The sequence below is a fragment of the Paracoccus sp. BR5-17 genome (genome assembly GCF_055693925.1).
This window is the reverse complement of sequence record NZ_JBVFUV010000001.1, coordinates 1-22,966: the sequence shown is the minus strand read 5'-3', so window position 1 is coordinate 22,966 and position 22,966 is coordinate 1. Positions and strand designations below refer to the sequence as shown.

29 protein-coding genes and 2 pseudogenes are annotated in these 22,966 nt (G+C 66.5%); 21 read left to right on the top strand and 10 right to left on the bottom strand.

Translation table 11 applies throughout. The annotated features are described in order from the left end of the window. Positions 1 to 73 precede the first annotated feature (73 nt). Entirely contained in the window at positions 74 to 274 is a 201-nt protein-coding gene (locus tag ACZ1HC_RS00155; protein WP_472698206.1) for a metal-sensitive transcriptional regulator, read from the bottom strand. Here ACZ1HC_RS00155 and ACZ1HC_RS00150 point away from each other — a divergent pair. From ACZ1HC_RS00150 to ACZ1HC_RS00135, 4 genes are all read left to right on the top strand, one after another. Further along, positions 176 to 376 (top strand): hypothetical protein, encoded by a 201-nt coding sequence (locus ACZ1HC_RS00150; protein WP_472698208.1) that lies wholly within the window; start codon positions 176 to 178, stop codon positions 374 to 376. The two genes, ACZ1HC_RS00155 and ACZ1HC_RS00150, sit on opposite strands and share 99 nt — an antisense overlap. Before the next feature lie 174 nt (positions 377 to 550). Further along, positions 551 to 1,411: a DUF305 domain-containing protein gene (locus tag ACZ1HC_RS00145; RefSeq protein WP_472698205.1), complete on the top strand. Its 861-nt coding sequence runs from the start codon at positions 551 to 553 to the stop codon at positions 1,409 to 1,411. Between the two features lie 36 nt (positions 1,412 to 1,447). After that, a complete protein-coding gene (locus tag ACZ1HC_RS00140) occupies positions 1,448 to 2,209 on the top strand; it encodes a MauE/DoxX family redox-associated membrane protein (RefSeq protein WP_472698204.1) in 762 nt (253 codons plus the stop codon). A 68-nt stretch (positions 2,210 to 2,277) separates the two neighbouring features. Beyond that, positions 2,278 to 2,691, top strand: coding sequence for an ion channel (locus ACZ1HC_RS00135; protein ID WP_272857829.1), 414 nt, complete (start codon positions 2,278 to 2,280; stop codon positions 2,689 to 2,691). A gap of 21 nt (positions 2,692 to 2,712) precedes the next feature. On the opposite strand, the gene ACZ1HC_RS00130 is transcribed toward ACZ1HC_RS00135, so the two are convergent. Further along, positions 2,713 to 3,183 (bottom strand): c-type cytochrome, encoded by a 471-nt coding sequence (locus tag ACZ1HC_RS00130; protein WP_472698203.1) that lies wholly within the window; start codon positions 3,181 to 3,183, stop codon positions 2,713 to 2,715. Between the two features lie 84 nt (positions 3,184 to 3,267). On the opposite strand from ACZ1HC_RS00130, the gene ACZ1HC_RS00125 reads away from it, so the two are divergent. The 7 genes from ACZ1HC_RS00125 to ACZ1HC_RS00095 all read left to right on the top strand — a co-directional run bounded on the left by ACZ1HC_RS00125 (position 3,268) and on the right by ACZ1HC_RS00095 (position 9,631). Continuing rightward, positions 3,268 to 3,651, top strand: coding sequence for a hypothetical protein (locus ACZ1HC_RS00125; protein WP_472698202.1), 384 nt, complete (start codon positions 3,268 to 3,270; stop codon positions 3,649 to 3,651). A 74-nt stretch (positions 3,652 to 3,725) separates the two neighbouring features. Further along, positions 3,726 to 5,270: a multicopper oxidase family protein gene (locus ACZ1HC_RS00120; protein ID WP_472698201.1), complete on the top strand. Its 1,545-nt coding sequence runs from the start codon at positions 3,726 to 3,728 to the stop codon at positions 5,268 to 5,270. A 121-nt stretch (positions 5,271 to 5,391) separates the two neighbouring features. Next, positions 5,392 to 5,520, top strand: a complete 129-nt coding sequence (locus ACZ1HC_RS00115) for a hypothetical protein (RefSeq protein ID WP_280176083.1) — start codon at positions 5,392 to 5,394, stop codon at positions 5,518 to 5,520. Positions 5,521 to 5,536: 16 nt separating this feature from the next. Then, a complete protein-coding gene (locus ACZ1HC_RS00110; RefSeq protein ID WP_472698200.1) occupies positions 5,537 to 5,923 on the top strand; it encodes a DUF302 domain-containing protein in 387 nt (128 codons plus the stop codon). 1 nt (position 5,924) lies between these two features. After that, positions 5,925 to 6,608: a TVP38/TMEM64 family protein gene (locus tag ACZ1HC_RS00105; RefSeq protein ID WP_472698199.1), complete on the top strand. Its 684-nt coding sequence runs from the start codon at positions 5,925 to 5,927 to the stop codon at positions 6,606 to 6,608. Between the two features lie 67 nt (positions 6,609 to 6,675). Continuing rightward, a complete protein-coding gene (locus ACZ1HC_RS00100; RefSeq protein WP_472698198.1) occupies positions 6,676 to 9,009 on the top strand; it encodes a heavy metal translocating P-type ATPase in 2,334 nt (777 codons plus the stop codon). A gap of 10 nt (positions 9,010 to 9,019) precedes the next feature. Next, positions 9,020 to 9,631, top strand: a complete 612-nt coding sequence (locus ACZ1HC_RS00095) for a class I SAM-dependent methyltransferase (protein WP_472698197.1) — start codon at positions 9,020 to 9,022, stop codon at positions 9,629 to 9,631. Between the two features lie 43 nt (positions 9,632 to 9,674). Here ACZ1HC_RS00095 and ACZ1HC_RS00090 read toward each other — a convergent pair whose 3' ends face one another. From ACZ1HC_RS00090 to ACZ1HC_RS00080, 3 genes are read right to left on the bottom strand one after another with little or no spacing between them, the layout of a single operon-like run. Continuing rightward, positions 9,675 to 10,994, bottom strand: coding sequence for an MFS transporter (locus tag ACZ1HC_RS00090; RefSeq protein WP_472698196.1), 1,320 nt, complete (start codon positions 10,992 to 10,994; stop codon positions 9,675 to 9,677). 11 nt (positions 10,995 to 11,005) lie between these two features. Beyond that, positions 11,006 to 11,341: a YnfA family protein gene (locus ACZ1HC_RS00085; RefSeq protein ID WP_472698195.1), complete on the bottom strand. Its 336-nt coding sequence runs from the start codon at positions 11,339 to 11,341 to the stop codon at positions 11,006 to 11,008. After that, positions 11,338 to 11,793 carry a MerR family transcriptional regulator gene (locus ACZ1HC_RS00080; RefSeq protein ID WP_472698194.1) on the bottom strand — a complete coding sequence of 152 codons (456 nt, stop codon included), beginning with the start codon at positions 11,791 to 11,793 and terminating at the stop codon, positions 11,338 to 11,340. Before ACZ1HC_RS00080 ends, ACZ1HC_RS00085 begins: the two co-directional genes overlap by 4 nt. A gap of 90 nt (positions 11,794 to 11,883) precedes the next feature. On the opposite strand from ACZ1HC_RS00080, the gene ACZ1HC_RS00075 reads away from it, so the two are divergent. Continuing rightward, positions 11,884 to 14,169, top strand: a complete 2,286-nt coding sequence (locus tag ACZ1HC_RS00075) for a heavy metal translocating P-type ATPase (RefSeq protein ID WP_472698193.1) — start codon at positions 11,884 to 11,886, stop codon at positions 14,167 to 14,169. A 12-nt stretch (positions 14,170 to 14,181) separates the two neighbouring features. Beyond that, a complete protein-coding gene (locus ACZ1HC_RS00070) occupies positions 14,182 to 14,649 on the top strand; it encodes a DUF411 domain-containing protein (protein WP_472698192.1) in 468 nt (155 codons plus the stop codon). 205 nt (positions 14,650 to 14,854) lie between these two features. Here ACZ1HC_RS00070 and ACZ1HC_RS00065 read toward each other — a convergent pair whose 3' ends face one another. The 3 genes from ACZ1HC_RS00065 to ACZ1HC_RS00055 all read right to left on the bottom strand — a co-directional run bounded on the left by ACZ1HC_RS00065 (position 14,855) and on the right by ACZ1HC_RS00055 (position 16,127). Beyond that, positions 14,855 to 15,112 carry a hypothetical protein gene (locus ACZ1HC_RS00065; RefSeq protein ID WP_472698191.1) on the bottom strand — a complete coding sequence of 86 codons (258 nt, stop codon included), beginning with the start codon at positions 15,110 to 15,112 and terminating at the stop codon, positions 14,855 to 14,857. Then, on the bottom strand, positions 15,109 to 15,783 hold the full coding sequence (locus ACZ1HC_RS00060) for a YcbK family protein (RefSeq protein ID WP_472698190.1): 675 nt from the start codon (positions 15,781 to 15,783) through the stop codon (positions 15,109 to 15,111). Before ACZ1HC_RS00060 ends, ACZ1HC_RS00065 begins: the two co-directional genes overlap by 4 nt. Before the next feature lie 74 nt (positions 15,784 to 15,857). Then, complete coding sequence (locus ACZ1HC_RS00055) at positions 15,858 to 16,127, bottom strand: DUF6127 family protein (RefSeq protein WP_472698189.1); 270 nt, start codon at positions 16,125 to 16,127, stop codon at positions 15,858 to 15,860. Between ACZ1HC_RS00055 and ACZ1HC_RS00050 the strand changes: the two genes are divergently transcribed. Continuing rightward, positions 16,087 to 16,389: a head-tail joining protein gene (locus ACZ1HC_RS00050; protein WP_472698207.1), complete on the top strand. Its 303-nt coding sequence runs from the start codon at positions 16,087 to 16,089 to the stop codon at positions 16,387 to 16,389. The two genes, ACZ1HC_RS00055 and ACZ1HC_RS00050, sit on opposite strands and share 41 nt — an antisense overlap. 5 nt (positions 16,390 to 16,394) lie before the next feature. Next, positions 16,395 to 17,024 (top strand): DUF6441 family protein, encoded by a 630-nt coding sequence (locus ACZ1HC_RS00045; protein ID WP_472698188.1) that lies wholly within the window; start codon positions 16,395 to 16,397, stop codon positions 17,022 to 17,024. A gap of 69 nt (positions 17,025 to 17,093) precedes the next feature. Here the strand turns inward: ACZ1HC_RS00045 and ACZ1HC_RS00040 are convergent, their stop codons facing one another. Continuing rightward, positions 17,094 to 17,948, bottom strand: a complete 855-nt coding sequence (locus ACZ1HC_RS00040; RefSeq protein WP_093359427.1) for a cation efflux transmembrane domain-containing protein — start codon at positions 17,946 to 17,948, stop codon at positions 17,094 to 17,096. On the opposite strand from ACZ1HC_RS00040, the gene ACZ1HC_RS00035 reads away from it, so the two are divergent. The 5 genes and pseudogenes from ACZ1HC_RS00035 (at position 17,906) to ACZ1HC_RS00015 (ending at position 20,797) form a co-directional block, all read left to right on the top strand. Beyond that, a complete protein-coding gene (locus ACZ1HC_RS00035; protein WP_472698187.1) occupies positions 17,906 to 18,271 on the top strand; it encodes an ArsR/SmtB family transcription factor in 366 nt (121 codons plus the stop codon). The genes ACZ1HC_RS00040 and ACZ1HC_RS00035 overlap by 43 nt on opposite strands. Further along, positions 18,207 to 18,347 (top strand): annotated as a pseudogene (locus tag ACZ1HC_RS00030) (phage tail tube protein); the annotation flags it as partial. The gene ACZ1HC_RS00035 and the pseudogene ACZ1HC_RS00030, both read left to right, overlap by 65 nt. Further along, entirely contained in the window at positions 18,347 to 18,784 is a 438-nt protein-coding gene (locus ACZ1HC_RS00025; RefSeq protein ID WP_472698186.1) for a hypothetical protein, read from the top strand. The pseudogene ACZ1HC_RS00030 and the gene ACZ1HC_RS00025, both read left to right, overlap by 1 nt. A 68-nt stretch (positions 18,785 to 18,852) precedes the next feature. Beyond that, positions 18,853 to 19,011, top strand: coding sequence for a DUF7697 family protein (locus tag ACZ1HC_RS00020; protein WP_472698185.1), 159 nt, complete (start codon positions 18,853 to 18,855; stop codon positions 19,009 to 19,011). Beyond that, the gene (locus tag ACZ1HC_RS00015; RefSeq protein ID WP_472698184.1) at positions 19,004 to 20,797 is read left to right on the top strand and encodes a phage tail tape measure protein; all 1,794 of its coding nucleotides are present in this window, start codon (positions 19,004 to 19,006) and stop codon (positions 20,795 to 20,797) included. The genes ACZ1HC_RS00020 and ACZ1HC_RS00015 overlap by 8 nt, the downstream gene beginning before the upstream one ends. Here ACZ1HC_RS00015 and ACZ1HC_RS00010 read toward each other — a convergent pair. Then, positions 20,787 to 20,918 (bottom strand): annotated as a pseudogene (locus ACZ1HC_RS00010) (hypothetical protein); the annotation flags it as partial. The gene ACZ1HC_RS00015 and the pseudogene ACZ1HC_RS00010 sit on opposite strands and share 11 nt — an antisense overlap. Positions 20,919 to 21,007: 89 nt before the next feature. On the opposite strand from ACZ1HC_RS00010, the gene ACZ1HC_RS00005 reads away from it, so the two are divergent. After that, positions 21,008 to 22,615, top strand: coding sequence for a type I restriction-modification system subunit M (locus ACZ1HC_RS00005; protein ID WP_472698183.1), 1,608 nt, complete (start codon positions 21,008 to 21,010; stop codon positions 22,613 to 22,615). Positions 22,616 to 22,966: the final 351 nt, after the last annotated feature.

Here is a 22,966-nt window from a genome sequence, read left to right as displayed (position 1 = left end):
GGGATGGGCCTGACGTCCAACCTTCTCCACCTAAGTCATTGTAAATGTTTGTTATTAATGCGACCATCCTTGGCTACCGGCAAACCCTCCCGAAAACCTCCACCAGCTCCTTGAACTTCCGACGCTGCTCGTCGGGATCCTGTGATCTAATCGCATCGTCCACGCAGTCATCCGCATGATCCTGCAGGATCAAGATTTCGACCTGCGAAAGGGCCGACCGGATCGCCAGGAATTGATTGAGAATGTCGATGCAGTAGCGATCTTCTTCGATCATCCGGGCAACTCCACGCACCTGTCCTTCGAGGCGCGCCAGTCTTTGGATGGCTGCTTGCTTTCGATCTTTCATGGCGGGCCGATCTATTACTGCGATAATTAAGAACCGACCTTGATGCAGAAGGGTTCCTCGGAACCTCAAAGGCCAGCGCGAGTTGAATCCATACCCCCTTGGGGTATTGGGCTGCGTTGTCGGACGCCCGCCGAGTTCTGCGTTGGCAGATGCGGCTGTCTAGTTGCCCTCAAGCAGATTACAGAACGAGCAGGAAGTCGCGACATGTCCTACATCCGATTCAGCCTGATGATCCTCACCTCCACGGTGGTGATGTTCGTCCTGATGTACCTCAATACCTACGCATGGGAGCACGTCTTCTTCTCGGAGACGCGCACCTACATGGCGATCATGATGGGGGCGACGATGGCCGTCATCATGCTCGCCTACATGCTCGGTATGTATTCGAACAAGGCGCTCAACATCGCGATCTTCGCGGGCTCGGTCATCGTCTTCGCCCTGACGCTCTGGCTGGTCCGCAGCCAGGTCACGGTCTCGGGCCCGAGCTACATGCGGGCGATGATTCCTCACCACTCGATTGCCATCATGACCTCGGAGCGGGCGCAGATCCGTGACCCGCGCGTGCGCAAGCTCGCCGACGAGATCATCGAGGCGCAGCGGCGCGAAATTGCGGAAATGCGCTACCTGATCGCCGACGTGTCCGGGGGCAACGTGGTGGAGAGCATCTATCAGGACCCGCCGGCAGAGCCGGGCAGCGTCGAGGATGCGCTGTCGAACACCCTCGTCAGCACCCTCGACCTCGCACCGATGCCGGAAGCCGAGGCCGATCGCGTGCTCGGGACCACCGCCCCCTGCACCTTCAACCGCAGCCCGGAGACTGACCCGGTTCTGTGGGCGAGCGAGGGCGGTGCGGCCGCGATGAAGCTGAATGGCGTCCTCATCGCCCTGGAGGCGCAGAGCGGTCCGCAGGAGGGTTCGACGACGTTCTCGGCGCCCGGCACCACGGTCACCGTGCGGCCGCTCGGCGACGAGGCAGACTGGCGCCAGAACGCGGAGCTCGTGTTCGAGCTCGAAGAGGGGCTGAGCGTCGGCTACCGCGGCTTCTACGGCTGCGCGGCGGGCTGACGCTCAGCGACCTCGATTCTTTCGAAGGAGGGCGACATGGCTCTGGACCAGAGCGGCAAGACCGCGAGCCTCTACCGGATGGTCATGCCCGACCATCTCTGCCCGTACGGGCTGAAATCAAAGGACCTGCTTGAGCGGCACGGTTTCAGCGTTGAGGACCACCACCTGACGACCCGCGACGAGACCGAGGCATTCAAGAAGGAGCACGGCGTCGACACGACGCCGCAGACCTTCATCGATGGCGACCGGATCGGCGGCTACGACGATCTGCGCGAGCATTTCGGGCAGGAGGTGAAGGACGAGGGCGAGACCAGCTACCAGCCGGTCATAGCGATCTTTTCCGTCGCCTTCCTGATGGCGCTGGCCGTCAGCTGGTACGCGTTCGGCACCGTGCTCAGCATCCGGGCGTTCGAGTGGTTCATCGCCATCAGCATGTGCCTTCTCGCGATCCAGAAGCTGCAGGACATCGAGAGCTTCTCGACGATGTTCCTCAACTACGACCTGCTGGCGCGCCGCTGGGTGCGGTACGGGTACGTCTATCCCTTCGGCGAGGCGTTGGCTGGCATCCTGATGATCGCGGGCGTGCTGATCTGGATCGCGGCGCCGGTTGCGCTCTTCATCGGTACCGTCGGCGCAGTCTCGGTCTTCAAGGCCGTCTACATTGACAAGCGCGAGCTCAAATGTGCCTGCGTTGGCGGATCGAGCAACGTGCCGCTCGGCTTCGTCTCCCTGACCGAGAACCTGATGATGATCGCGATGGGTATCTGGATGCCCGCCAGGTTGCTCTGGATGGGGTAACGGCTCGCCCCCTCGCGTCCGCCCGGTCCCGTCGAGCGGAGCCGAGATATTCGTGGAGGAGATGAATAATGACGCTTCTGCTCGGCTTCGCGCTGGTTGCCGCCCTCGGGATCGGCCATCACTACGGGCTGCTGGGCGTCCGTGCGATGAAGCCGAACTCCAACGAAAGGCCGCAGGGGGCGATCATGGTGGCGTTCGTCGGCCTTCTAGCGCTCCACACGATCGAGATCCTGGCTTTCGCCGTCGTCTACAAGGTGCTGCTGGGCTGGGGCCTGGGGGCCCTTGGTGGCACCTACGACGCAAGCTGGAACGGCCTGATCTATTTCTCCGGCATCAATTTCGCCACGCTCGGCTACACGCAGATCGAGAGCAGCGGGCCGATACGGATCATCAACATGATGCAGTCGCTAGGTGGCTTCATGGTGCTGACCTGGTCGGCGACGTTCCTCTACTCGGTCTGCGAACGGGCCTGGCGCGAGTAGCAGCCGACGCTCAGAGGGCCGTCAGTTTGCCTCTGATACGCTCTCCTGGTAGCCGCGCTCGCGCTCCGGCCAGGTGCTCTTGATGTAGGCGAGGACCGCGCGGATTTCCGGATCGCTCAGAACGTCGCCGAAGCCCGGCATGTCACTCTCGTAGCCGCCACCGACGATGGCGGCCGTGCCTTCCTTCACGATACGGAACAGCACGTCGTCGGGATGGTGCCAGGTATGGCCGCTGGCGTCATGCGGCGGTGCGGGCAATCGACCGGACGGAAGCGGCGAGCGCCAGTCGGGCTGGCCCTCCAGATTCGCGCCGTGGCAGGCGGCGCACTGATCGGCATAGATCTGTCTGCCTTGCGAGATGACATCCGCAGACACCCGGGAAGTAGCCTCGGCACCCGAATAGTGCCAAATGGCATAGGCCGCGAAGATCAAGCCTCCGACGACCAGACCGCTCGCTACGTTAGTCCAGAGGAAACTCCTCAATACGCCCATCCCCCTCGACTGTAGAAATTCATTGCGTTCACGCGGAGGTGATGTTGTGCCAGACGCACACCTTGAGCGACAATGGACATTCTCGTGAGCAATGCCTATTTTGCTGGCATGTTCGCGCGTGTCCTCTCAATCCTAGCCGTCCTTGCGATCGCCGTGGTGACGACGATCAGCGCAGCCCATGTTGCGCGGATGGATGGCATGCAGGGAGACCACGCGCTCCATGCAGGCGCCACGATGCACGCGTCCGCTGACACTCACCCGTCCTGTGACGACGGCCAGCATTGTGAATCGGCGGACGCAGCCGTGTGCGAGTTCGTCTGCGCAGGTCTGTCGGTCTTCCTGACAATGCCGGGTTCAGAAGCCGGAGACGCGTACGGGCCAGCCAGCCACGATCTCCCGTCCGAGGCAGCCCACGTCAGCCATGCGCCAGGACTGAACGAACGCCCTCCCAAGCCCCGTCTCCTCTGAGCGCGCCGCAGGCCGACGCCCGCGGCGTCCCATAGGCATTGATGCACGGGACGGAATGTCCCGAGGAGACGACCATGAACACCCTTTCGCGACGCGGCTTTCTCGCCGCAAGTGCAGCAGCCGTTGCGGTTGCGCACATGCCCCGTCTTGCCCTCGCGCAGACGGCGGCCCCGATCCGCCTCGCTGCCACCACGCGCACGCTCGACATCGACGGACGAGCGGCTTCTGTCTTCGGCCTTGCCGGTCCCGGCGGTCAGGGGCTGGTATTCGATCCCGGACAGCGGTTCCGGGTCGATCTGACCAACGATCTCGACGTCGGCATGATCATACACTGGCATGGGCAGATCCCGCCCAATGCGCAGGACGGGGTGCCCGACATGCCGATGCCCCTCCTCGCGCCGGGCGAGACGCGGTCCTACGACTTCGAGGCCCGGCCGGGAACGCACTGGATGCACAGCCATGTGCCGGTCCAGGAGATGCAGCTGCTCGCCGCGCCCCTGATCGTGCGTTCGGCCGAGGACATTGCCGCAGACCGGCAGGAGGTCGTGATGTTCCTGCACGACTTCTCGTTCAAGGCCCCGGAAGAGGTTCTGGCCGAGATAAGCGGCGGTCACGCGGGCGGCGGTCACGGCACGCACGCGCATCACGGCGGCGCGCAACCTATGCAGGGGCTCCCCATGGGCGGCATGGGCGCCATGCCGGGCATGGATCACGGTGCGATGGGCGGCATGCCGATGGGCCAGATGCCGGGTATGGGCGGGATGATGGGCATGGGCGGCCAGATGGGCGGCATGGCCATGGACCTGAACGACTACGACTGGGACGCCTATCTCGCCAACGATCGCACGCTATCTGACCCCGACGTGGTCCGGGTCGAACGCGGCGGCCGTATCCGGCTCCGCGTCATCAATGCCGCGGCGGCCACGGTGTTCTGGATCGATACCGGGGCGGCCGGGGCGCGCCTCGTCGCGGCGGACGGTCACGCGGTGCAGCCGCTTTCCGGCAACCGTTTCGGGCTCGCCATGGGACAGAGGCTCGATCTCGAGATCGACCTGCCGAACGAAAACGGAGCCTGGCCGATCCTCGCGCTGCGCGAGGGGGCGAGGGAGCGCACCGGTCTGGTCCTCGCCACGCCCGGTGCCGAGGTGCGGCGCGTTGATGCCGTGGCGGAGGCTGAAGCGCCCGCGTTCGACACCGATCTTGCGCAGGAAGCACGGCTGATCGCGGTGGACGCCCTGCCGGAGCGCCCGGTGGATCGCAGCCAGATGCTGATGCTGGGCGGCTCGATGCAGCCCTATGTCTGGACGATCAACGGCGCCGTCTGGGGCCAGCACCAGCCGGTTGTCGCACGCAGGGGCGAGCGGGTTGTGCTATCGTTCCACAACATGTCGATGATGGGGCACCCGATGCATCTGCACGGCCATGTGTTCCAGGTGGTCGGCATCAATGGCCAGCGCGTTGCCGGCGCACTCCGCGACACGGTCTACGTGCCGCCGATGTCGGTGGTGGACGTGGCGCTGGACGCGGGCGAAGCCGCGCGCTGGATGCTCCATTGCCATCACATGCCGCACCTGGCGACCGGCATGATGACCGAGTTCGCGGTATCGGCTTCGATCTGACCGCAGGCGGGGCGTTCGCTTCGAGCGCCCCGACGTACCGATCGCTGCGGGCGCGCTCCACCACCTTCTCGCGAGATCCGCAGAGACAGGCCTCTCGCAGCCCGGAAAACAGGAGGACGACATGATGAACTGGAACGACATGGGCGCCGGTATGGGTTGGGGCATGGGGTTCGGCTGGCTGTTCGGCCTGCTGATCCTTGTGCTGCTGGTTTTGGCCATAGCAGCGCTGATCAAATATCTTCGGAAATAGGAGAAAGGATTTCGCGATGACCTACACGATCAATCGCATGATCCCCGACGCAACTATCGACGACGTCGACGCTCGGGCACGAAAGGCGCTGGCGGATCACGGTTTTGGCGTTCTGACCGAGATCGACGTCAAGGCGACTATGAAAAAGAAGCTCGACGTCGACATGCCGGGCTATCTCATCCTCGGCGCCTGCAATCCGAAGATGGCGTGGCAGGCCATCGGGATCGAGCCGCGGGTGGGCGCAATGCTGCCCTGCAACGTCATCCTGCGCGAAGCCGAGGGCGGCGTGGAGATCAGCGCCATCGATCCGGTGGCGTCCATGCAGGCAATCGAAAACGCCGAGTTGCACGCGGTTGCAGGCCAGGTCCGCGATCTGCTGGCGAAGGCCGTCGCAGCGGTGTGAGATGAGCCTGCGCGCCGGCATTGTCATTGGTCTGGCGATCCTCGGGATCGTCCTGCTCGGGGTGTGGTTCATCGCGCCTTCGACCCTTGCCGAGGTGCGGGACTGGTTCGAGCCCGAGCGGCTGGAGACGCTGGTCGCGCGCGCGGGTCTCTGGGGGCCGGTGCTGATCGTCACGCTCATGACTATTGCGGTCGTGGCCAGCCCGATCCCGAGCGCACCGATCGCGCTGGCGGCGGGCGCGGCCTACGGACACGTCTGGGGCACGGTTCAGGTCGTGATCGGCGCCGAGCTCGGCGCGCTGATCGCCTTCGGCCTCGCGCGGGTTCTGGGGCACGATGTCCTGCGGCGGGTGTTCGGAGACAAGGTTGATGCCGGCCTCCTCGGCTCGCAGACCGCGCTGACGGCGACAGTCTTTGCGAGCCGCCTTATGCCCTTCGTGTCCTTCGACATGATCAGCTACGCCGCGGGGCTCAGCCGCCTTCATGTCTGGCGGTTCGCGCTGGCGACGCTGGCCGGCATCATCCCGGCGAGCTTCCTGCTGGCGCATTTCGGCGGCGAGGCGGTGAGCGGTGATCTTGGCCGGGCCACGTGGGCGGTCCTGGGTCTCGGTCTCGTGACGGGATTGCCGCTGCTCTGGGTCGCCATGCGGAGACGACCTGAAGAAGTCGCTACCGACCGCCATTGATAAGGGCTTGAGCTTCCAACCGCTGGAAGCCGCAAGTTGAAACCAGGTACTGAAAGGCTGGCATACCATGGAGCACGATCATCATCACGCGGCGTCCGACATGTCCTCGGGGACCGAGACGGCGAAGGATCCCGTCTGCGGGATGACGGTCGCGGTGAAGCCCGACGGGCGGCACGCGGAGTTCCAAGGCGAGACCTTCCACTTCTGCTCGGAGAAATGCCAGACGAAGTTCACGGCCGACCCGTGGTTCTACGCCTCGGGCCGGGCTGCCGGGCGGAAGAAGGCCGCTCCGGCCAATGTCCAGTACACATGCCCGATGCATCCCGAGATCGTCCGCGACGCACCGGGGGCCTGCCCGATCTGCGGTATGGCGCTGGAGCCGATGGTGCCGTCGGACGAGCCCAGCGAGGAACTGACCGACTTCACCCGCCGGATGTGGATCTCGGCGGCAGCGGCGGTGCCGCTCATCATCCTAACGATGGGCGAACTGGTCGGCCTGCCGGTGCGCGACTGGGTCGGGCATCAGACGGCCAGCTACCTGGAATTCCTGCTGGCGACACCGATCGTGCTCTGGGCGGCCTTGCCGTTCTTCAAGCGCGGCTGGGACTCGATCGTCAACCGCAGCCCCAACATGTGGACGCTGATCAGTCTCGGCGTGGGGGCGGCCTATCTCTATTCGATCGTCGCGACGTTCCTGCCCGGCGTCTTCCCCGAGCAGTATCGGATGGGTCACGGCGTCGGCACCTATTTCGAGGCGGCCGTGGTAATCGTCGCGCTGGTCTTCGTCGGCCAGGTGCTGGAGCTGCGCGCGCGCGAACGCACCGGCGACGCGATCCGGGCTCTTCTGGACCTGGCGCCGAAGACCGCGCGGCGCATCCTGCCCGACGGAACCGAGTACGACGCGCCGCTCGAGAACATCATGGAGGGCGACCGTCTGCGCGTGCGCCCGGGCGACGCCGTGCCGGTCGACGGAACGGTGATCGAAGGGCGTTCCTCGCTCGATGAAAGCATGCTGACCGGCGAGTCGATGCCGGTGGAGAAAGGTTCGGGCGACGCGGTCACTGGGGCCACGATCAACAAGAACGGCTCTCTCGTGATCGAGGCGGGCAAGGTCGGATCCGATACCGTGCTGGCGCAGATCGTCGCCATGGTGTCGAACGCGCGCCGGTCACGTGCGCCGATCCAGGGGCTGGCCGACCGGGTGTCGGCGGTGTTCGTGCCGACCGTGGTGGCGGTGGCGATCCTCGCCTTCATCGCCTGGATGATCTTCGGCCCGGAACCGGCATTGGTCTTCGCCATCGCCTCGGCGGTGTCGGTGCTGATCATCGCCTGTCCCTGCGCGCTGGGTCTCGCCACGCCGATCTCGATCACCACGGCCGCGGGGCGCGGAGCGCAGGCAGGCGTGCTCATCAAGGAGGCCGAAGCGCTGGAGCGGATGGCGGCGGTCGATACGCTGATCGTCGACAAGACCGGCACCCTGACCATCGGCAAGCCGAAGCTGACCGACGTCGTGGCGCTTGGTGACATCATCGAGACCGACCTGCTGTCGCTCGCCGCCGCGCTCGAGCGCGGCTCGGAACACCCGCTGGCCGAAGCGATCGTCGAGGGCGCCGCGACGCAAGGTGCAGCCCGTCAGGAGGCCGTGGACTTCGACGCCGTCACAGGCAAGGGCGTGCGCGGTCGCGTCGGCGGACGCGCGGTGGCGCTCGGCAATGCGGCGATGATGCAGGAGATGGGACTGGACACGGGTGCGGCCGAGGCGAAAGCGGATACTCTGCGGGCCGAGGGCAAGACGGCGATGTTCGTCGCTCTCGACGGCGCGCTCGTCGGCATCGTGGCAGTCGCCGACCCGATCAAGGACAGCACCGCACAGGCGATCCGGGAACTGCATGCCCAAGGGCTGCGCGTCATCATGGCGACCGGCGACAACGAGCGCACGGCACAGGCGGTCGCGGGCAAGCTCGGGATCGACGAAGTGCGCGCGGGCATCCTGCCCGAGGCCAAGAAGGACCTGATCGACCAGCTGCGCCGCGATGGCCACAAGATCGCAATGGCGGGCGACGGGGTGAACGACGCCCCCGCGCTGGCCGCCGCCGATGTAGGCATCGCCATGGGCACCGGCGCTGATGTGGCGATGGAAAGCGCAGGCATCACCCTGCTGGGCGGCGACCTGATGGGTATCGTTCGGGCCCGCAAGTTGGCCCGCGCCACCCTGCGCAACATCAAGCAGAACCTGTTCTTCGCCTTCGCCTACAACGCCCTTGGCGTCCCCATCGCGGCCGGGCTGCTTTACCCCGTCACCGGCCTTCTGCTCTCGCCCATGATCGCCGCAGCGGCGATGAGCCTTTCGTCAGTGTCGGTGATCACGAACGCGCTGCGGCTGCGGCGAATCGATCTGTGAGAGGGTGACGATGGCTGAAGACCCGAACCGGTGGGAACGCGTCTACCAGAGCAAGGCAGAGGCGGAGACGAGCTGGTATGAGGAGCGCCCGCAGGTCTCGCTTGACCTGATCGCTGCGGCCGGGGCAACCAGCGAAGCCGCTATCGTCGATGTCGGCGCGGGGGCATCGCGGCTGGTGGATTGCCTGCTGGAACAGGGATCCCGTCACATCGCGGTGCTCGATCTTTCGGACACCGGGCTGGCGAAGGCTCGCGCCCGGCTGTCCGACGATGCGCCCGTCGAATGGGTCGTGGCGAACGTCCTCGACTGGCGACCGTCCGGGCTCTTCGATGTCTGGCATGACCGGGCGGCGTTCCATTTCCTGACCGACGCCGCCGACCAGGAAGCCTATCTGCGTGTCATGGACCGTGCCCTTGTCCCCGGCGGCCATGCCATCATCGGAACATTCGCGCCGGTTGGTCCGGAAAGGTGCAGCGGCCTGCCGGTTGCCCGCTATAATGCGGCTCTACTCGCGGAACGGCTGGGTCCGGGCTACCGGCTGATCAAGTCGTTGCTTCACGATCACCACACGCCCTGGAACAGCGTGCAGCGGTTCCATTTCGGCCTGTTCAGGAAGACCTGATTCATCCGACGAGTCCTCTGCCCGGCTTGCCAAGACCGGGTCGTCAGGCAAGCCGCGACCACTGCGGATGCAGATCGTCGACGATGGCGGGATGGGCGTGGCCCCGAGCGTCATTCCCGTCGCGCAGATGCGGATGTTCGGGCGGAAGGTCGTCATGGCGATGCGGGATGGGTTCTTCTTCCGCCGCAGGCCAGACCGCCACGGCCAGCGCGACCGAAGCGGCCGAGATCAGCGCAAGCACCACGAATGTAGGCGCCATGCCCGCGCGCGCGCCGAGCCAGCCCGCCAGCGGGTAAGTGATCAGCCAGCAGCCATGCGACAGTGCGAACTGCGCGGCAAACACCGCAGGGCGGTCCTCCGGCAAGGCCGAGCGGCGCAAGAGCCGACCTGAGGGAGTCTGCACGACGGAATAGCCAAGACCCAGTGTGACCCACAGCGCCATCAATGCGGGAAGCCCGGACGTTGTCAGGAATGGCCCGGCGCTCAGTCCCGCCGCCAGCACCGCGGCCCCCGCCAGCATCACCGGCCGGTCGGGCACGCGGTCGAGCAGGCGCGGCAGGATCAGCGCGGCCAGCATCGACCCACCCCCGAAGGCCGCCAGCGCCAAGGCCACCTGCGACTGCCCAAGGCCAAGGCCGGCCTGCACGATCACCACCGTGTTCACGATCACCATGGCGCCGGCCGCGGCGACAGCAAGATTCAGCGCCAGAAGCCCGCGCAGCCGTGGCGTCGCCAGATAGAGGCGTATGCCGCGAGTCGTGCGGTCCCAGATCCCGCGCGGCACTCCCGGCTTCGGACTGGGCAGCACGACCGAGACCACCAGCGCCGCCGAGGCGAGAAACCCGAGCACCGTGCCGCCGAACAGCGCCGAAAAGCTCACCACCGTCAGCAGTGCCGCCGCCAGCATCGGCGAGATCAGGTTCTCCAGATCATAGGCCAGCCGCGACAGCGACAGGGCCCGGGTATAGTCCCGCTCGTCGGGCAGGATGTCGGGGATGGTGGCCTGGAATGTCGGCGTGAACCCGGCCGATGCCGCCTGCAACAGGAAGATCAGCACGTAGACCTGCCAGACCTCGGTCACGAAGGGCAAGGCCAGTGCGACACCGGCGCGGATTAGATCCAGCGCGACCAGCATCCCGCGTCGCGGTAGACGTTCGGCAAAGGCCGCGGCGATCGGGGCCAGCCCGACATAGGCCACCATCTTGATCGCCAGAGCTGTACCCAGCACCAGCCCTGCTTCCGCCCCCGCCAGATCATAGGCCAACAGGCCCAGCGCTACCGTGGCAAGGCCGGTTCCCAGCAGGGCCACGACCTGCGCCACGAACAGGTGGCGATAGGCGCGATTGGCGAACAGTCGGAGCATGACATGACCCTTCAGGCGGCGCGCGGCGCCAGCAGGATGATTCCAGCGCCGAGGAGACAGAGAGCCCCACCAGCGGCGTCCCAAGTATCGGGCCGTTGGCCTTCGACCGCCCAGAGCCAGACGAGAGCGGTCGCGATATAGACTCCGCCATAGGCCGCGAAGGCACGCCCGGCGAAGTCGGACGGGGCAAGCGTCAGCAGCCATGCAAAGCCGAAAAGCGAGACAAGGCCGGGCATCAGCCACAGCGCCGAGGCGCCGAGCCGCAGCCACGCCCAGACGGCGAAGCATCCGGCAATTTCGGCCAGCGCCGCGACGGCATAGACCGCAAAGGTCGCGATCGCGGTCATGTGGTCGCCCCCGACTCCGCGCCAGCCCCTGGCTTGGGGCGATGGTCATCGCCGCACAGTGCATGGTCGCTCAAAACCTCGATGACTCGGCAATCCGCGATCGTCCCTTGGGCGCATTGCGTGATCATCCGTTCCAGCTCGGCCTTGAGAGCTGTCAGCCGTGCAATCCGTGCCTTTACGGCTTCAAGCTGCTCCTTTGCGATGATGTCCGCAGCAGCGCAGGACTGGTCCGGCTTGTCGGATAGGCTGAGCAGGTCGCGGATCGCCTCGAGCGGAAAGCCGAGATCGCGGGCGTGGCGGATGAACGCGAGCCGGTCGAGCGCCTTGGTTCCGTAAAGCCGCTGGTTCCCGGCGCTGCGTTCGGGTTCGGGCAGAAGACCGATCTGCTCGTAATAGCGAATGGTGGGTACCTTGACGCCCGCCGCTTCGCCCAGTTTCCCGATGGTCAGCATCGAATGCCCCTTGAAGCTATAGTTGCTAGAGACATTAGGTTACAGAGTCGATGGACACAATCGCCACGCTTGGCGGGACGGAAGAGCTAAATGACGACGCGCACTGCTACAGGCTTCGAATGGACGGTCACAGGTATGGATTGCGGATCCTGCGCGGCCAAGGTGCGCGGCGCAGTCGAGCGCCTGCCCGGGGTGGCGGATGTCGATGTCGCGCTGATGGCCGAGCGGCTGCGCCTGACGCTCGACGAAAGCCAGACATCTCCCGATCTCGTCGAGAAGGCCGTGCGCGGCGTCGGTTTCGGCATTGCGGCCAAGGGGGCGCGACCGGAGAAGCCGAAGGGTTTCGTCTTGCCGGACGGCGCGTTTCCGGCCACCGCAGAGGTTCCTGAGACCGGCGGCGCGCCGGAGAAGGACGTCCCGCCGAGCGAGGATCGACCGACGTCATGGATAAGGACCGCCAAGGGCCGTCTTGTGCTCGGCACCGGGGCATTGCTTGCCGCGGCCTGGGCGTCGCGGCTCGCGTTCTCAGCGGACGTCGCGCACTGGGCCTTCATTCTCGCCACGCTGCTCGGGCTCGTCCCGGTGGCGCAGCGCGCCGTCGCCATGGCGCGCGCGGGCATGCCGTTCACTATCGAGATGCTGATGACCATCGCCGCCGGCGGTGCGCTGGTGATCGGCGAGGCGGAAGAGGCTGCGCTGGTCGTCTTTCTCTTCGCGGTGGGCGAGCTGCTGGAAGGGGTCGCGGCCGGCAAGGCGCGCGACAGCATCCACGCGCTCTCGAAGCTGGTGCCGAAGTCGGCCCGGCTCGAGGTAGGTGGCAGGACGCGGGAGGTTCCCGCCGAGACGCTCCGGGTCGGTTACATCGTTCAGGTCCGACCGGGCGACCGCGTGCCCTGCGACGGCGAGGTGATCGAGGGCACCTCGGGTGTCGATGAAAGTCCGGTGACCGGCGAGAGTGTCCCGAGCCTCAAGGAGCCCGGCGCGGAGGTCTTCGCCGGGTCGATCAACGCGGAAGCGCTACTGCGCGTGCGGGTCACGAAGGCTGCCGAGGACAACACCATCGCCCGCATCGTCCGTCTCGTGGAAGAGGCCGAGAGCGCCCGCGCCCCTACCGAACGCTTCATCGACCGGTTCAGCCGGGTCTACATGCCTGCCGTGGTGGGGGCCGCTATACTGGTCGCGGTCGTGCCACCGCTGTTCTTCGGGCTGGCTTGGGGCGAATGGGTGTATCGGGCGCTGGCGCTGCTTCTGATCGGCTGCCCCTGCGCTCTGGTGATCTCGGTGCCGGCCTCGATCACTTCGGCGCTCTCGACCGGGGCGCGGAACGGCCTCCTGATGAAGGGCGGCGCCGTGATCGAGGCGGCGGCGCGGACGACCCACGTCGCCTTCGACAAGACCGGAACGCTCACCCACGGCAAGCCTCGGGTGACTGATGTAATGGTGCTGAGCGGGAGCGAGGATGACCTCATGGCCCTCGCCGCCGGCGTCGAGAGCGGCGCGAGCCATCCGCTGGCCCTCGCGATCTCAGCCGAGGCTGACCGGCGTGGCGTGGCCGCGGCAGCAGCCACCGGCGGCCGCGCGCTGCCCGGCAAGGGCGCGGAGGCGATCATCGACGGCGCGGCCGTGTGTGTGGGTTCGCCGCGGCTGGCGGAGGAGCGCGGCGCTCTCGATGATGACCTTCGGCGTCGCGTGGCAACGATGGAAGCCGAGGGCAAGACTGTGGTGATCGTACTCCGCGGGAACGTGCCTCAGGGGCTGATCGCTCTCAGGGATGAGCCGCGCAACGACGCGGCCGTCGCCGTCGCGCAACTCCGCAGGCTCGGCATCTCCTCGGTCATGCTGACCGGGGACAATCCCCGCACCGCCCAGGCGATCGCCGGGGGGCTCGGGATAGACCATCGCGCCGAACTCATGCCGGAGGACAAGGTCGCCGCGATCCGGAGTCTGGCCTCCGAGGCCCGGGTGATGATGATCGGCGACGGGATCAACGACGCGCCCGCGCTTGCCGCCGCCCATGTCGGCGTCGCCATGGGTTCGGGCACTGACGTGGCGCTCGAGACGGCCGACGCGGCGATCCTGCGCAACCGGGTGACGGACGTGGCGGGCAAGATCCGGCTCGCCCGCGCGACCATGGCGAACATCCGCCAGAACATCGCCATCGCGCTGGGGCTGAAGGCGGTCTTCCTCGTGACCACCGTGCTCGGGATCACCGGCCTCTGGATCGCGATCCTCGCAGATACTGGCGCCACCGTGCTCGTCACTTTGAACGCGCTGCGGCTCCTGTTCTACCGGCCTTCCGAACCGTCCGAGACGACAGTACAAGCCGGGCAAGACACGACAGAGTCGCGCTCCTTGCATGCAAACGCGAGCACCTGAAAGGAAAATTCGATGACGCTCACCAGACGTGCCATGATGGCCTTCACCGCAAGCTTCGCCGCATCCCTCCCTGCGCTGGTTATGGCGCAGGGCGCACCCGCAATCCACGTCCTGAAGGATCCGAACTGTGGGTGCTGCGAGGCTTGGGTGCGCATCCTGCAGGCGGAAGGGTTCGAGGTGACCACCGAAATCAGCCTCGGCACGCTCCTGATCCGCCACAAGCTCGACAATGGAATCCCGCAGGAGATGATCTCCTGCCATACCGGCGCAATCGATGGTTACTTCATCGAAGGCCACGTGCCGCCGGAGGACATCCGCAAACTGCTGTCCGAGCGCCCCGATGCCGTCGGCCTTGCCGTGCCCGGAATGCCCTACGGCTCGCCCGGCATGGGGCCGGAGGAAAGCCGCGAGGCCTACGACGTGTTCCTTATCCGTCATGACGGCAGCACCGAGGTGTTCACCAGCTACGAGGCCGCCTGACAAGACGTGGTGCCGGTGAAGCACGGGCGCGAGCGAAGATCATCGGCCACCGCATGCCCGCGCCTGCTCCCGCATCACCGCGTAGTCGCTCAGCATCACCGCAGTCGCCGATCCCTGTGGGAGCAGAGGCAGCTCCTCGGCCGCCCGCGTCTGGAACTCCCGGCCATACTCGACCACGGGCGGGCACGTCCCGAGCCTGCCGTCTTCAGAACTCACCGTCCCGCAGCCGCTCAGCAAGCTCGTGGTGATCGCGAGGACGGCGAGCCGCCGCTTCCAGCATCCGACGTTGGACGTCATTGGACTTCTCCGTGGTTTCAAGGCGTTCGGCGAGGCGGCCCGCTCGCTCCCCGGAGCGCCGAAGCGAAAGCAGGAACAGGAGCACGGCCAGCGCGATGGCTCCGTAGCGCAGCGCCGCCCGCATCCATGGGCTCGTGGCGATCCCGCCGAGCAAGGTGGCGATCACCGCCGCCCCCGTTTCCAATCGTCGACACGGGCGTAAAGGGTGACCGCGATGCCGCCGAGCGCGACGGCGATGAACACCCATCGCAGGGTGTCGAGATACGGCACAAGCGGCAGGATCGAGGATTGGGTTTCCGCCAGGACGCTCTGCGCGACCTCGACCCCAGCTGCCCCCAGCGTCGCCACGCCTGCCGCACCACCCGCCTTCATGGTGCGGCTCTCGGCCAAAACCTCGCGCGCTGGTGGCGTTTCTTCGGCGAAGGCAGTCGCCCGGACCGGGAACCGCTCGCCCCACTGCCGTGCGGGCCCGAGATCGACATGGATGAACCCCGATCGGGGGTAGAATCCGAAGCCGAGGAACCCGACCGCCCGCGCCGCAGCCTCGAACGCCACGGGGTCGTGGTTTGCCATGGCGATGTCGAAGGCCGCGCCGTCGAGATGCTTCGAGCGGGTGGCGCCGCCGACGGCGCGATTGTGCTCAGGGCTACGATAGGCGGAACGCACGATCAGCGGCTTGCCGAGCCGGTCGCGCAGCGCCTGCAGCCTGTCGAGCGCGGATTCGTTGATGAGCAGCTTGCCGGTGCCCCGGCAGGCGATTTCGGCGGGCGAGAAGTTCGGCCAGCGCCAGGTGCTCTCCGGCACGTCGCGCCAATGGCTGTGGAAAGTCGTCGTCATGGGGTCCTCCGAAACGAAAGAACCCGCCTCGAAGGGCGGGTCATTGCGGGCTGATGAATGGGGATGGGGCGCGGCTACGGGCCGCCGCCGAAGATCTTGAGCTTGATCGCGATGCCCGCGAGCAGCGCCAGCATCACGGCGGTGGTGATCATGCGGACGGCGGTCTGCATGGCGGTGCGGCGGACCAGCCGGATGCAGTCCACCAGGGAGCGCAGATCGCGGATGTCGAGGGCCGCCTCGTCGCCGTCGAGCCCAACATCGGCGAGCGCGCGCTTCGCGCCTTCCTCGGCGGCGCGTGTCAGGATCGCCGCCGCTGTTGGTGCGCTCTTCGCCGATCCGAACATCGGCCGGGACGCGGTCTACATCGCCGACGGCGGCGCGCCCCAGCTGGTGCGCGTCGTCGCCCGGCGCGCGGACGCGATCACCGACTTCGGCGATGCGCGGCTCTGGTCCGAGACCACCCGGATCGACCTCCGCGTGACCGAGGTAGCGAACCCGCGCCCCGGCGACCGCATCGAGATCGACGGCGACGCTTTCCTCATTCAGGGAGAGCCCGTCCGCGACCGCGAGCGGCTGGTCTGGACCGTCGATCTGAGGCCCGCGTGACCGTGATGAGGCTGAAGCTCGCCATCGATCCCGACATCGTTGCGATGATGGCGGCCGAGGTCGCGGCGGGCGAACGCGCTGTCACGGCCGCGATGCGCGAGGCCGGGACCGGACTGAAGACCGCTTGGCGGTTGCAGATCACGGGCGCGGGGCTTGGGCCCCGGCTCGCCAACTCGATCCGAAGCCAGAACTTCCCGAGGTCGGGCGAGAGCCTCGACGCGGCAGCTCTCATCTGGTCCAAGGCTCCGGTCATCGTGGGCGCGCATGACACGGGGCCGCTGATCCGCTCGAAAGACGGGTTCTGGCTGGCGATCCCGCTGCCTGCAGCGGGCAAATCCCTGCGCGGTGGCCGCATCACCCCCGGCGAATGGGAGCGCCGCCGTGGCCTCCGCCTGCGCTTCGTCTATCGCCGCACGGGCCCGAGCCTGCTGGTGGCGGAAGGACGGTTGAATACGAAGGGTCAAGCGGTCGTGTCGCGGTCGAAGACCGGCCGCGGCAAGGTCACCGCGCCGATCTTCCTGCTGGTCCCGCAGGTGAAGCTGCCGAAGCGGCTGGACCTGGCGCGGGATGCGGAGCGCGCAGTGGACGGTGTGCCGGGGCTGATCGTGGCGAGCTGGGTGGAGCAGAGGTTCTGAAGATGACTGCTGTGGCGGGCCTTGCGCTTATTCGACGATGTCCGCGATGGCCGCTTCGAACTGATAGCATCAAGTTGTCTTCAGATCAGCCCGCGCGTCGCGGATAATCGACCAGGACGAATGCAGGAATAGTCCCGCAATCCCGAACGCGACGATCAGGTCGGGCCATGCGCTGCCCAGCCACGCGACGAGGGCCGCGGCCACAACCACGGCCGCATTGCCGATCGCGTCGTTGCGCGAAAAGAGCCAGACGGCCCGCATGTTCGCGTCACCCTTGCGAAACCGCAGCAGCGGCAGGACCGCGAGGACGTTGACCACGAGAGCGATGAGACCGAATAGCCCCATGAGACCGGCGTCCGGCGTCGTCTGGGTAAAGGCGCGCCAGATCGTCGTCCCAAGAACCCCAAGGCCCAGAACGCCAAGGAAGATGCCTTGGATCAGGGCGGATCGCGCCCGCCAGACAATGCTCCAACCGATTGCCAGAAGGCCCAGAAAGGTGATGAGGCCGTCGCCAATGAAATCGAGCGCGTCGGCCTTCACGGCCTGCGATCCGGAAATGAAGCCGCCGATCATCTCCGCAATGCCATACCCGACGTTGAGAATTACCACGATCCAGAGCGCGCGCCGATAGGCCGGGTCTTGGTAAGCTGCGCCCTCCTGCGCTTCGTCGTCGCCCGCTTCGATGCGATCGAACCCGTAGCCGGTCGCGGCCACGGCCCGTTCGATCTCGGACAGCCGCGCTTCGGGGACGTTCAACGTCAAGATGTGGGTGGCGGAGGAGACCTTTACTGCCTCCGGCGCCACGCCCGCCGACTGCGCGGCCCGCTCGATCTGGGCGGCATCCTTGGCGCAATCCATTCCGGAGACGCGGTAGCGGAAAGATGCGACATCTGCGGTCGGTTCGGCGCCTTGGGCATTGGCCATGCTTGCATTGGTCCTGCTATCTTGATGTGCGAAACACATCAGCGGAGAATGATATGGAACAAATCGCCGCGGACCGCAATGCCGTCGCGACGGCCACCGAGCGGCGGGCGAAGTTCTTTCGCGGCCTCGCGGACCAGAGCCGGTTGGCGATCCTGGATGCTCTGTGCGCCGGGCCGCTGGTCGTTCACGAGATCGTCGGGCGCACGGCCCTGACACAACCCAACGTCTCGAACCACCTTCGATGTCTGTCGGAGTGTGGCCTCGTACCTGCCGCGACCCCGCATCGAGATTTCCGGGCCGCAGGGCGTGCAGGCGACCTTTGACTGGCAGGCCGCCCGCGACAGTACCGTCGGCCGGATGTGCACCGCCACCCTGATCAACGACATCGAGGAATACTGATGCTCACGCTCGACCTGACGAACGCGCCGCGCTGGCATGACCTCGTGCCCGGCGTCCGAGTGCAGCTGCGCCCGCTGACCACCGCGCTGATGGTGGCGACGCGAAGCGATGCCGCTGTCGAGGCCGTGCCCGAGGATGCCTCCGACGAGGAACGTGCCGTCGCCTTCGCCAAAGCGCTCGCGCGGCGGGCGGTGCTCGCCTGGGAGGGCATCGGCGACGCCGACGGCAGCCCCATCGATCCGGCACCCGAGGCGATCGACGCGCTGCTCGATGTCTGGCCGATCTTCGAAGCCTTCCAGCTGAGCTACGTCTCGAAGGGCCTGCTGCTGGAACGGGAAAAAAACGCCTCCGCGCTCTCGCCGAATGGTCCTTCGGCGGGGGCGAGCGATACTGCCAAGCCTGCACGCAAGCCTGCCCGGACTGCCCGGCGCGGCTGAACCGACCGGAAACTCCGGAGGGTTGGCAGGTCTGGGACCTCGTCGGCCGTCTCGGCGGCCAGCTGCGCGTGTTGCCCGGCGCGGTGATCGGCTGGGACATGTCGGCGGCGCTGGCGCTCGGTGACGCGCTCGGCGTGCCGCCGCTCTCCATGGCCGAACTGCTACCCGTCATCGAAGCGGTGATGGTGGCCAAGCTCAACGAACAGATGGATCACGCCCATGGCTGAGAAGAGGGTCAGCGTCCGCCTCGCGGCCGTGGGCGGACGGCAGGTGCGCGCCGAGCTGGAAGGCGTGGGCGAGGCCGGGTCGCGGGGCTTCGGACGGCTGAGCCGGGAGATGGAAGCGGCCAATGCCCGGCTCGCGGCCTTCTCGCGCCGGGTTCGCGTGGCCGCCGCGGCCGCCGTCGCCGCTGCGACCGCCGCCGGGGTGGCCATGGTGCGCTCCGGACTCCAGACGGTCGATGCGCAGGCGAAGCTCGCGCAGTCGCTCGGCACCACTGTCGCCTCGATCCAGACGCTGGAGCGGGCGGGAGAGCTGGCGGGCGTCTCGATGTCGGGGATCGAGCAGGCCACCAAGGATCTGACGCGTCGTCTCAGCCAGGCGGCTGCCGGAACCGGCCCCGCTGCCGACGCGCTGGACCGGCTGGGCCTTTCCGCCACCGACCTGATCGCCCTGCCGCTGGACCAGCGTGTCGGCGCGATCAACGCCGCCATCGAGAGCTTCGTGCCCGCCGCAGAGCGCGCGGCCGTCGCGGGACAGCTCTTCGGCGAGGAAGGCTCCATCGCCATGTCGCGCATCGACACCGCGACGTTGCGCCAGGCGACCGAGGACGTGCTCGCCTTCGGTGTCGTGGTCTCCGAGCAGGACGCCGACCAGATCGAGCGGACGAACGACGCGATCTCCCGGCTCGGGCTGATCTGGCGCGGGCTGTCGAACCAACTAGCTGTCGCAGCAGCGCCTGCGCTGGAAGCCGTCGCCAACGCCATGGCGGCGGTCGCCAGCCGCACCGGGCCGCTCGGCATCGCGATACGTGGTCTCTTCGACAACATCGGCCGCCTGACGACCTACGCTGCCACCTTCGCGGCGTTCCTCGCGGGACGGTGGGTGGCTGGCATGGCCGCTGCTGCCCTTTCTGTCCGTGGCCTCGCCACGGCGCTGGTCGTCCTGCGTGGGGCGCTGATCCGCACCGGCATCGGCGCGCTGATCGTGGGCGCGGGCGAGCTCGTCTACCAGTTCACCCGCTTGGTCTCCGGTGCGGGCGGCTTCGGCGAGGCGATGTCACTCCTGAAGGACCTAGCGGTCGAGGTATGGGAACGGATCAGGATGGGTGCTGCAGCGGCGGGCGCTGCCGCCACGGCGATGTTCTTCGACCTGAAGGCCGATGCGGCGTCCGGCATGCAGAGCGCCATCGAGAGTGTCATCGGTTTTGGCAACACGGCCGCGAACACCTTCGAAGGCGCCTACGAGGCGATCAAGGCGATCTGGGGCCTGCTGCCCGCCGCCATCGGCGATCTGGCGTTCCAGGCGGCGAACAGCCTGGTCGACGGCGTCGAGGCGATGCTGAACGGCGTGGTCTCGCGGATCAACGGCTTCATCGGCGGCATCAACCAGGGTCTCGAAGCGCTCGGCTCCGAGCGCCGCATCTCGCTGGTTCCTGACCTCGACCTCGGCGAGATCGAGAACCGCTTCGAGGGCGCGGCGACCGCCGCGACGACGGCGGCACAGGCGGCGTTCGACCGGGCCTTCGAGGACAACCCGCTCACCGCGCCCGATCTCGGCCTGACCGAGGCGGCGAACAGGGCGCTCGAGTCCGCGAACCTCTACCGTGGCGCCGCGCGCGATCTGGCCGAAGGCGCCCGCGCGCCACTGGAAGGCTGGCAGGCCCTGCGCGATGCCGTGCGCGGCACCGACGAGGCGAGCGCGGATGCCCTGACCGAGGCCTCTGTGCCGTCAGCTCGTCGCGATGGGCCAGCACGCAGGCCTTGGCGCCGTCGCCGATCATCTCGCCGGTGACCGCCGAGAGCATGATGGTCTTGCCCGCGCCGGTGGGCGCCACACCCAGCGTGTTGCCGCGGGAAGCGAGCGCAGCCACGCTGCGCTCGACGAAGGTCTTCTGGCGGGGACGCAGGCGCATGGCCGGTCTCCCCCTTACTGCGCCCAGCTCGGCCGACCGGCGGCGCCGGGGGCGGACGCGGGCTGGCTGGGCTGGGTGGCCGCAGGCTGTTGGGGCGTGTTTCCGGCACCGCCGAACTGGAGACCCGCCGTGCCCATGAGCGCGGCATAGTCGCGATGGTCCGGCGTGACGGCCGCCCTGATCTCGTTCTTGTCGTCGCCGTTCGCATCCGTGCCGACATCGATCCGGGCGACGAACTCGATGCCGTCGAGATCGGCAAAGCCGCCGATCCGCCGTGCCGCCTGAGCCTGCGGCGACTGGTCCTTGTCCGAAATCCCGCGCGCCGAGTTCAGCATGCCGCGGATCAACCCGCGGCCCATGTTGCCCCAGTCCGGCCCCTTGGGGCTGTAAAGCCCGATCAGCGTGAAGATCTTGCGCCGGGCGTACTGGCCTTCAGGTTCATCGAGACCGAGTCCTTCTCTTCGAACTTTCAGGGTCTCTTTTCCGAGATCAACCTCGATTCCGACAAGCTGGGCAGGACCTATCCGCAACGCAACGCGCGGCTTTGCACGATCATCCAGAAGATCGCCGAAGGGCTCGCCGGGTTCCCCAGCGAACGTGACCTTCTGGGCGATGCCTACGAATACCTGATCGGCCAGTTTGCCGCGGGATCAGGCAAGAAGGCTGGCGAGTTCTACACCCCGCAACAGATCTCCAGCATACTGTCGGGCATCGTGACGCTTGACAGTCAGGACCCGGCATCGGGCAAGCGCGACAAGCTGAACCGCGTCTACGATTTCGCCTGCGGCTCGGGCTCACTGCTTCTCAACGTGCGAAGGCACATGGGTAAACATGGTATCGGAAAGATCTACGGGCAGGAGAAGAACATCACCACCTACAACCTCGCCCGGATGAACATGCTGCTGCACGGGATGCGGGACAGCGAGTTCGACATCCACCATGGCGACAGCTTGGAAAACGACTGGGACATCCTGCGCGAGCCGAACCCAGCGAAAAAGGTCGAGTTCGATGCGGTGGTCGCTAACCCGCCCTTCAGCTACCGCTGGAATCCGACCGAGGAAATAGCGAAGGATTTCCGCTTCAAGGACCACGGCCTCGCGCCCAAGTCGGCAGCAGATTTCGCCTTTCTGCTGCACGGGTTCCACTTCCTGGCTAAGGACGGAACCATGGCGATAATCCTGCCTCATGGCGTTCTGTTCCGGGGCGGCGCCGAGAAATCGATCCGCACCAAGCTCCTGAAGGACGGCAATATCGACACCGTGATCGGCTTGCCGGCCAAGCTGTTCTACTCGACCGGAATCCCTGTGTGCATCCTGGTGCTGAAAAAGTGCAAACGGACCGATGACGTGCTGTTTATCAACGCGGCCGAGCATTTTCAGCCAGGCAAGCGGCAGAATGCGCTTCTGCCCGAGCACATCGACAAGATCGTCGAAACCTACAAGCACCGCAAGGAAGAAGACCGCTATTCGCGGGTGATCAGTCTCGAGGAGATCGAGAGGGAGCATGACTTCAATCTCAACATCTCTCGCTATGTGAGCACGGCCGGAGCCGAGCAGGAAGTCGAGCTTGCCGTTGTGCACGGCCAGCTTGGCGCTCTTCAGAAAAAAATCCAGTCCGCGGCGAAGACGCACAACGGGTATCTTGAGGAACTCGGTCTGCCACCTTTGCCTCTCGGTCTAGACGCTGGGTCGGATTGATGGCTCGGCGTGCCACAAACCGATGCGGCACTGTGGCAATCGCTTTGCTCAGAAGTCGAGCATCGCGCTTTCACGGAACCAACTCCGGCGAAAGTTCGACCCCGGTCCCATCCCACCGAGCGCCCCTGGCATCGAAGTCAATTTCTGGCGTTTGAAATTTTCATTGTACACCAATGCATTGCAAGAAGTTCACCAAACCCACGCAGTCATGAGGTCCGGAGAATATCGGCCCTGAGAGACCACTTGCAGGCCTCCTTGCGCAGGGGCCAGTGCTCAGCCACTCCCGCACAACCATCGAAAACAACGGAAAAATCCGGCCTCTGCCGGGTGGGGAGAACGCTTTCGCGAGGG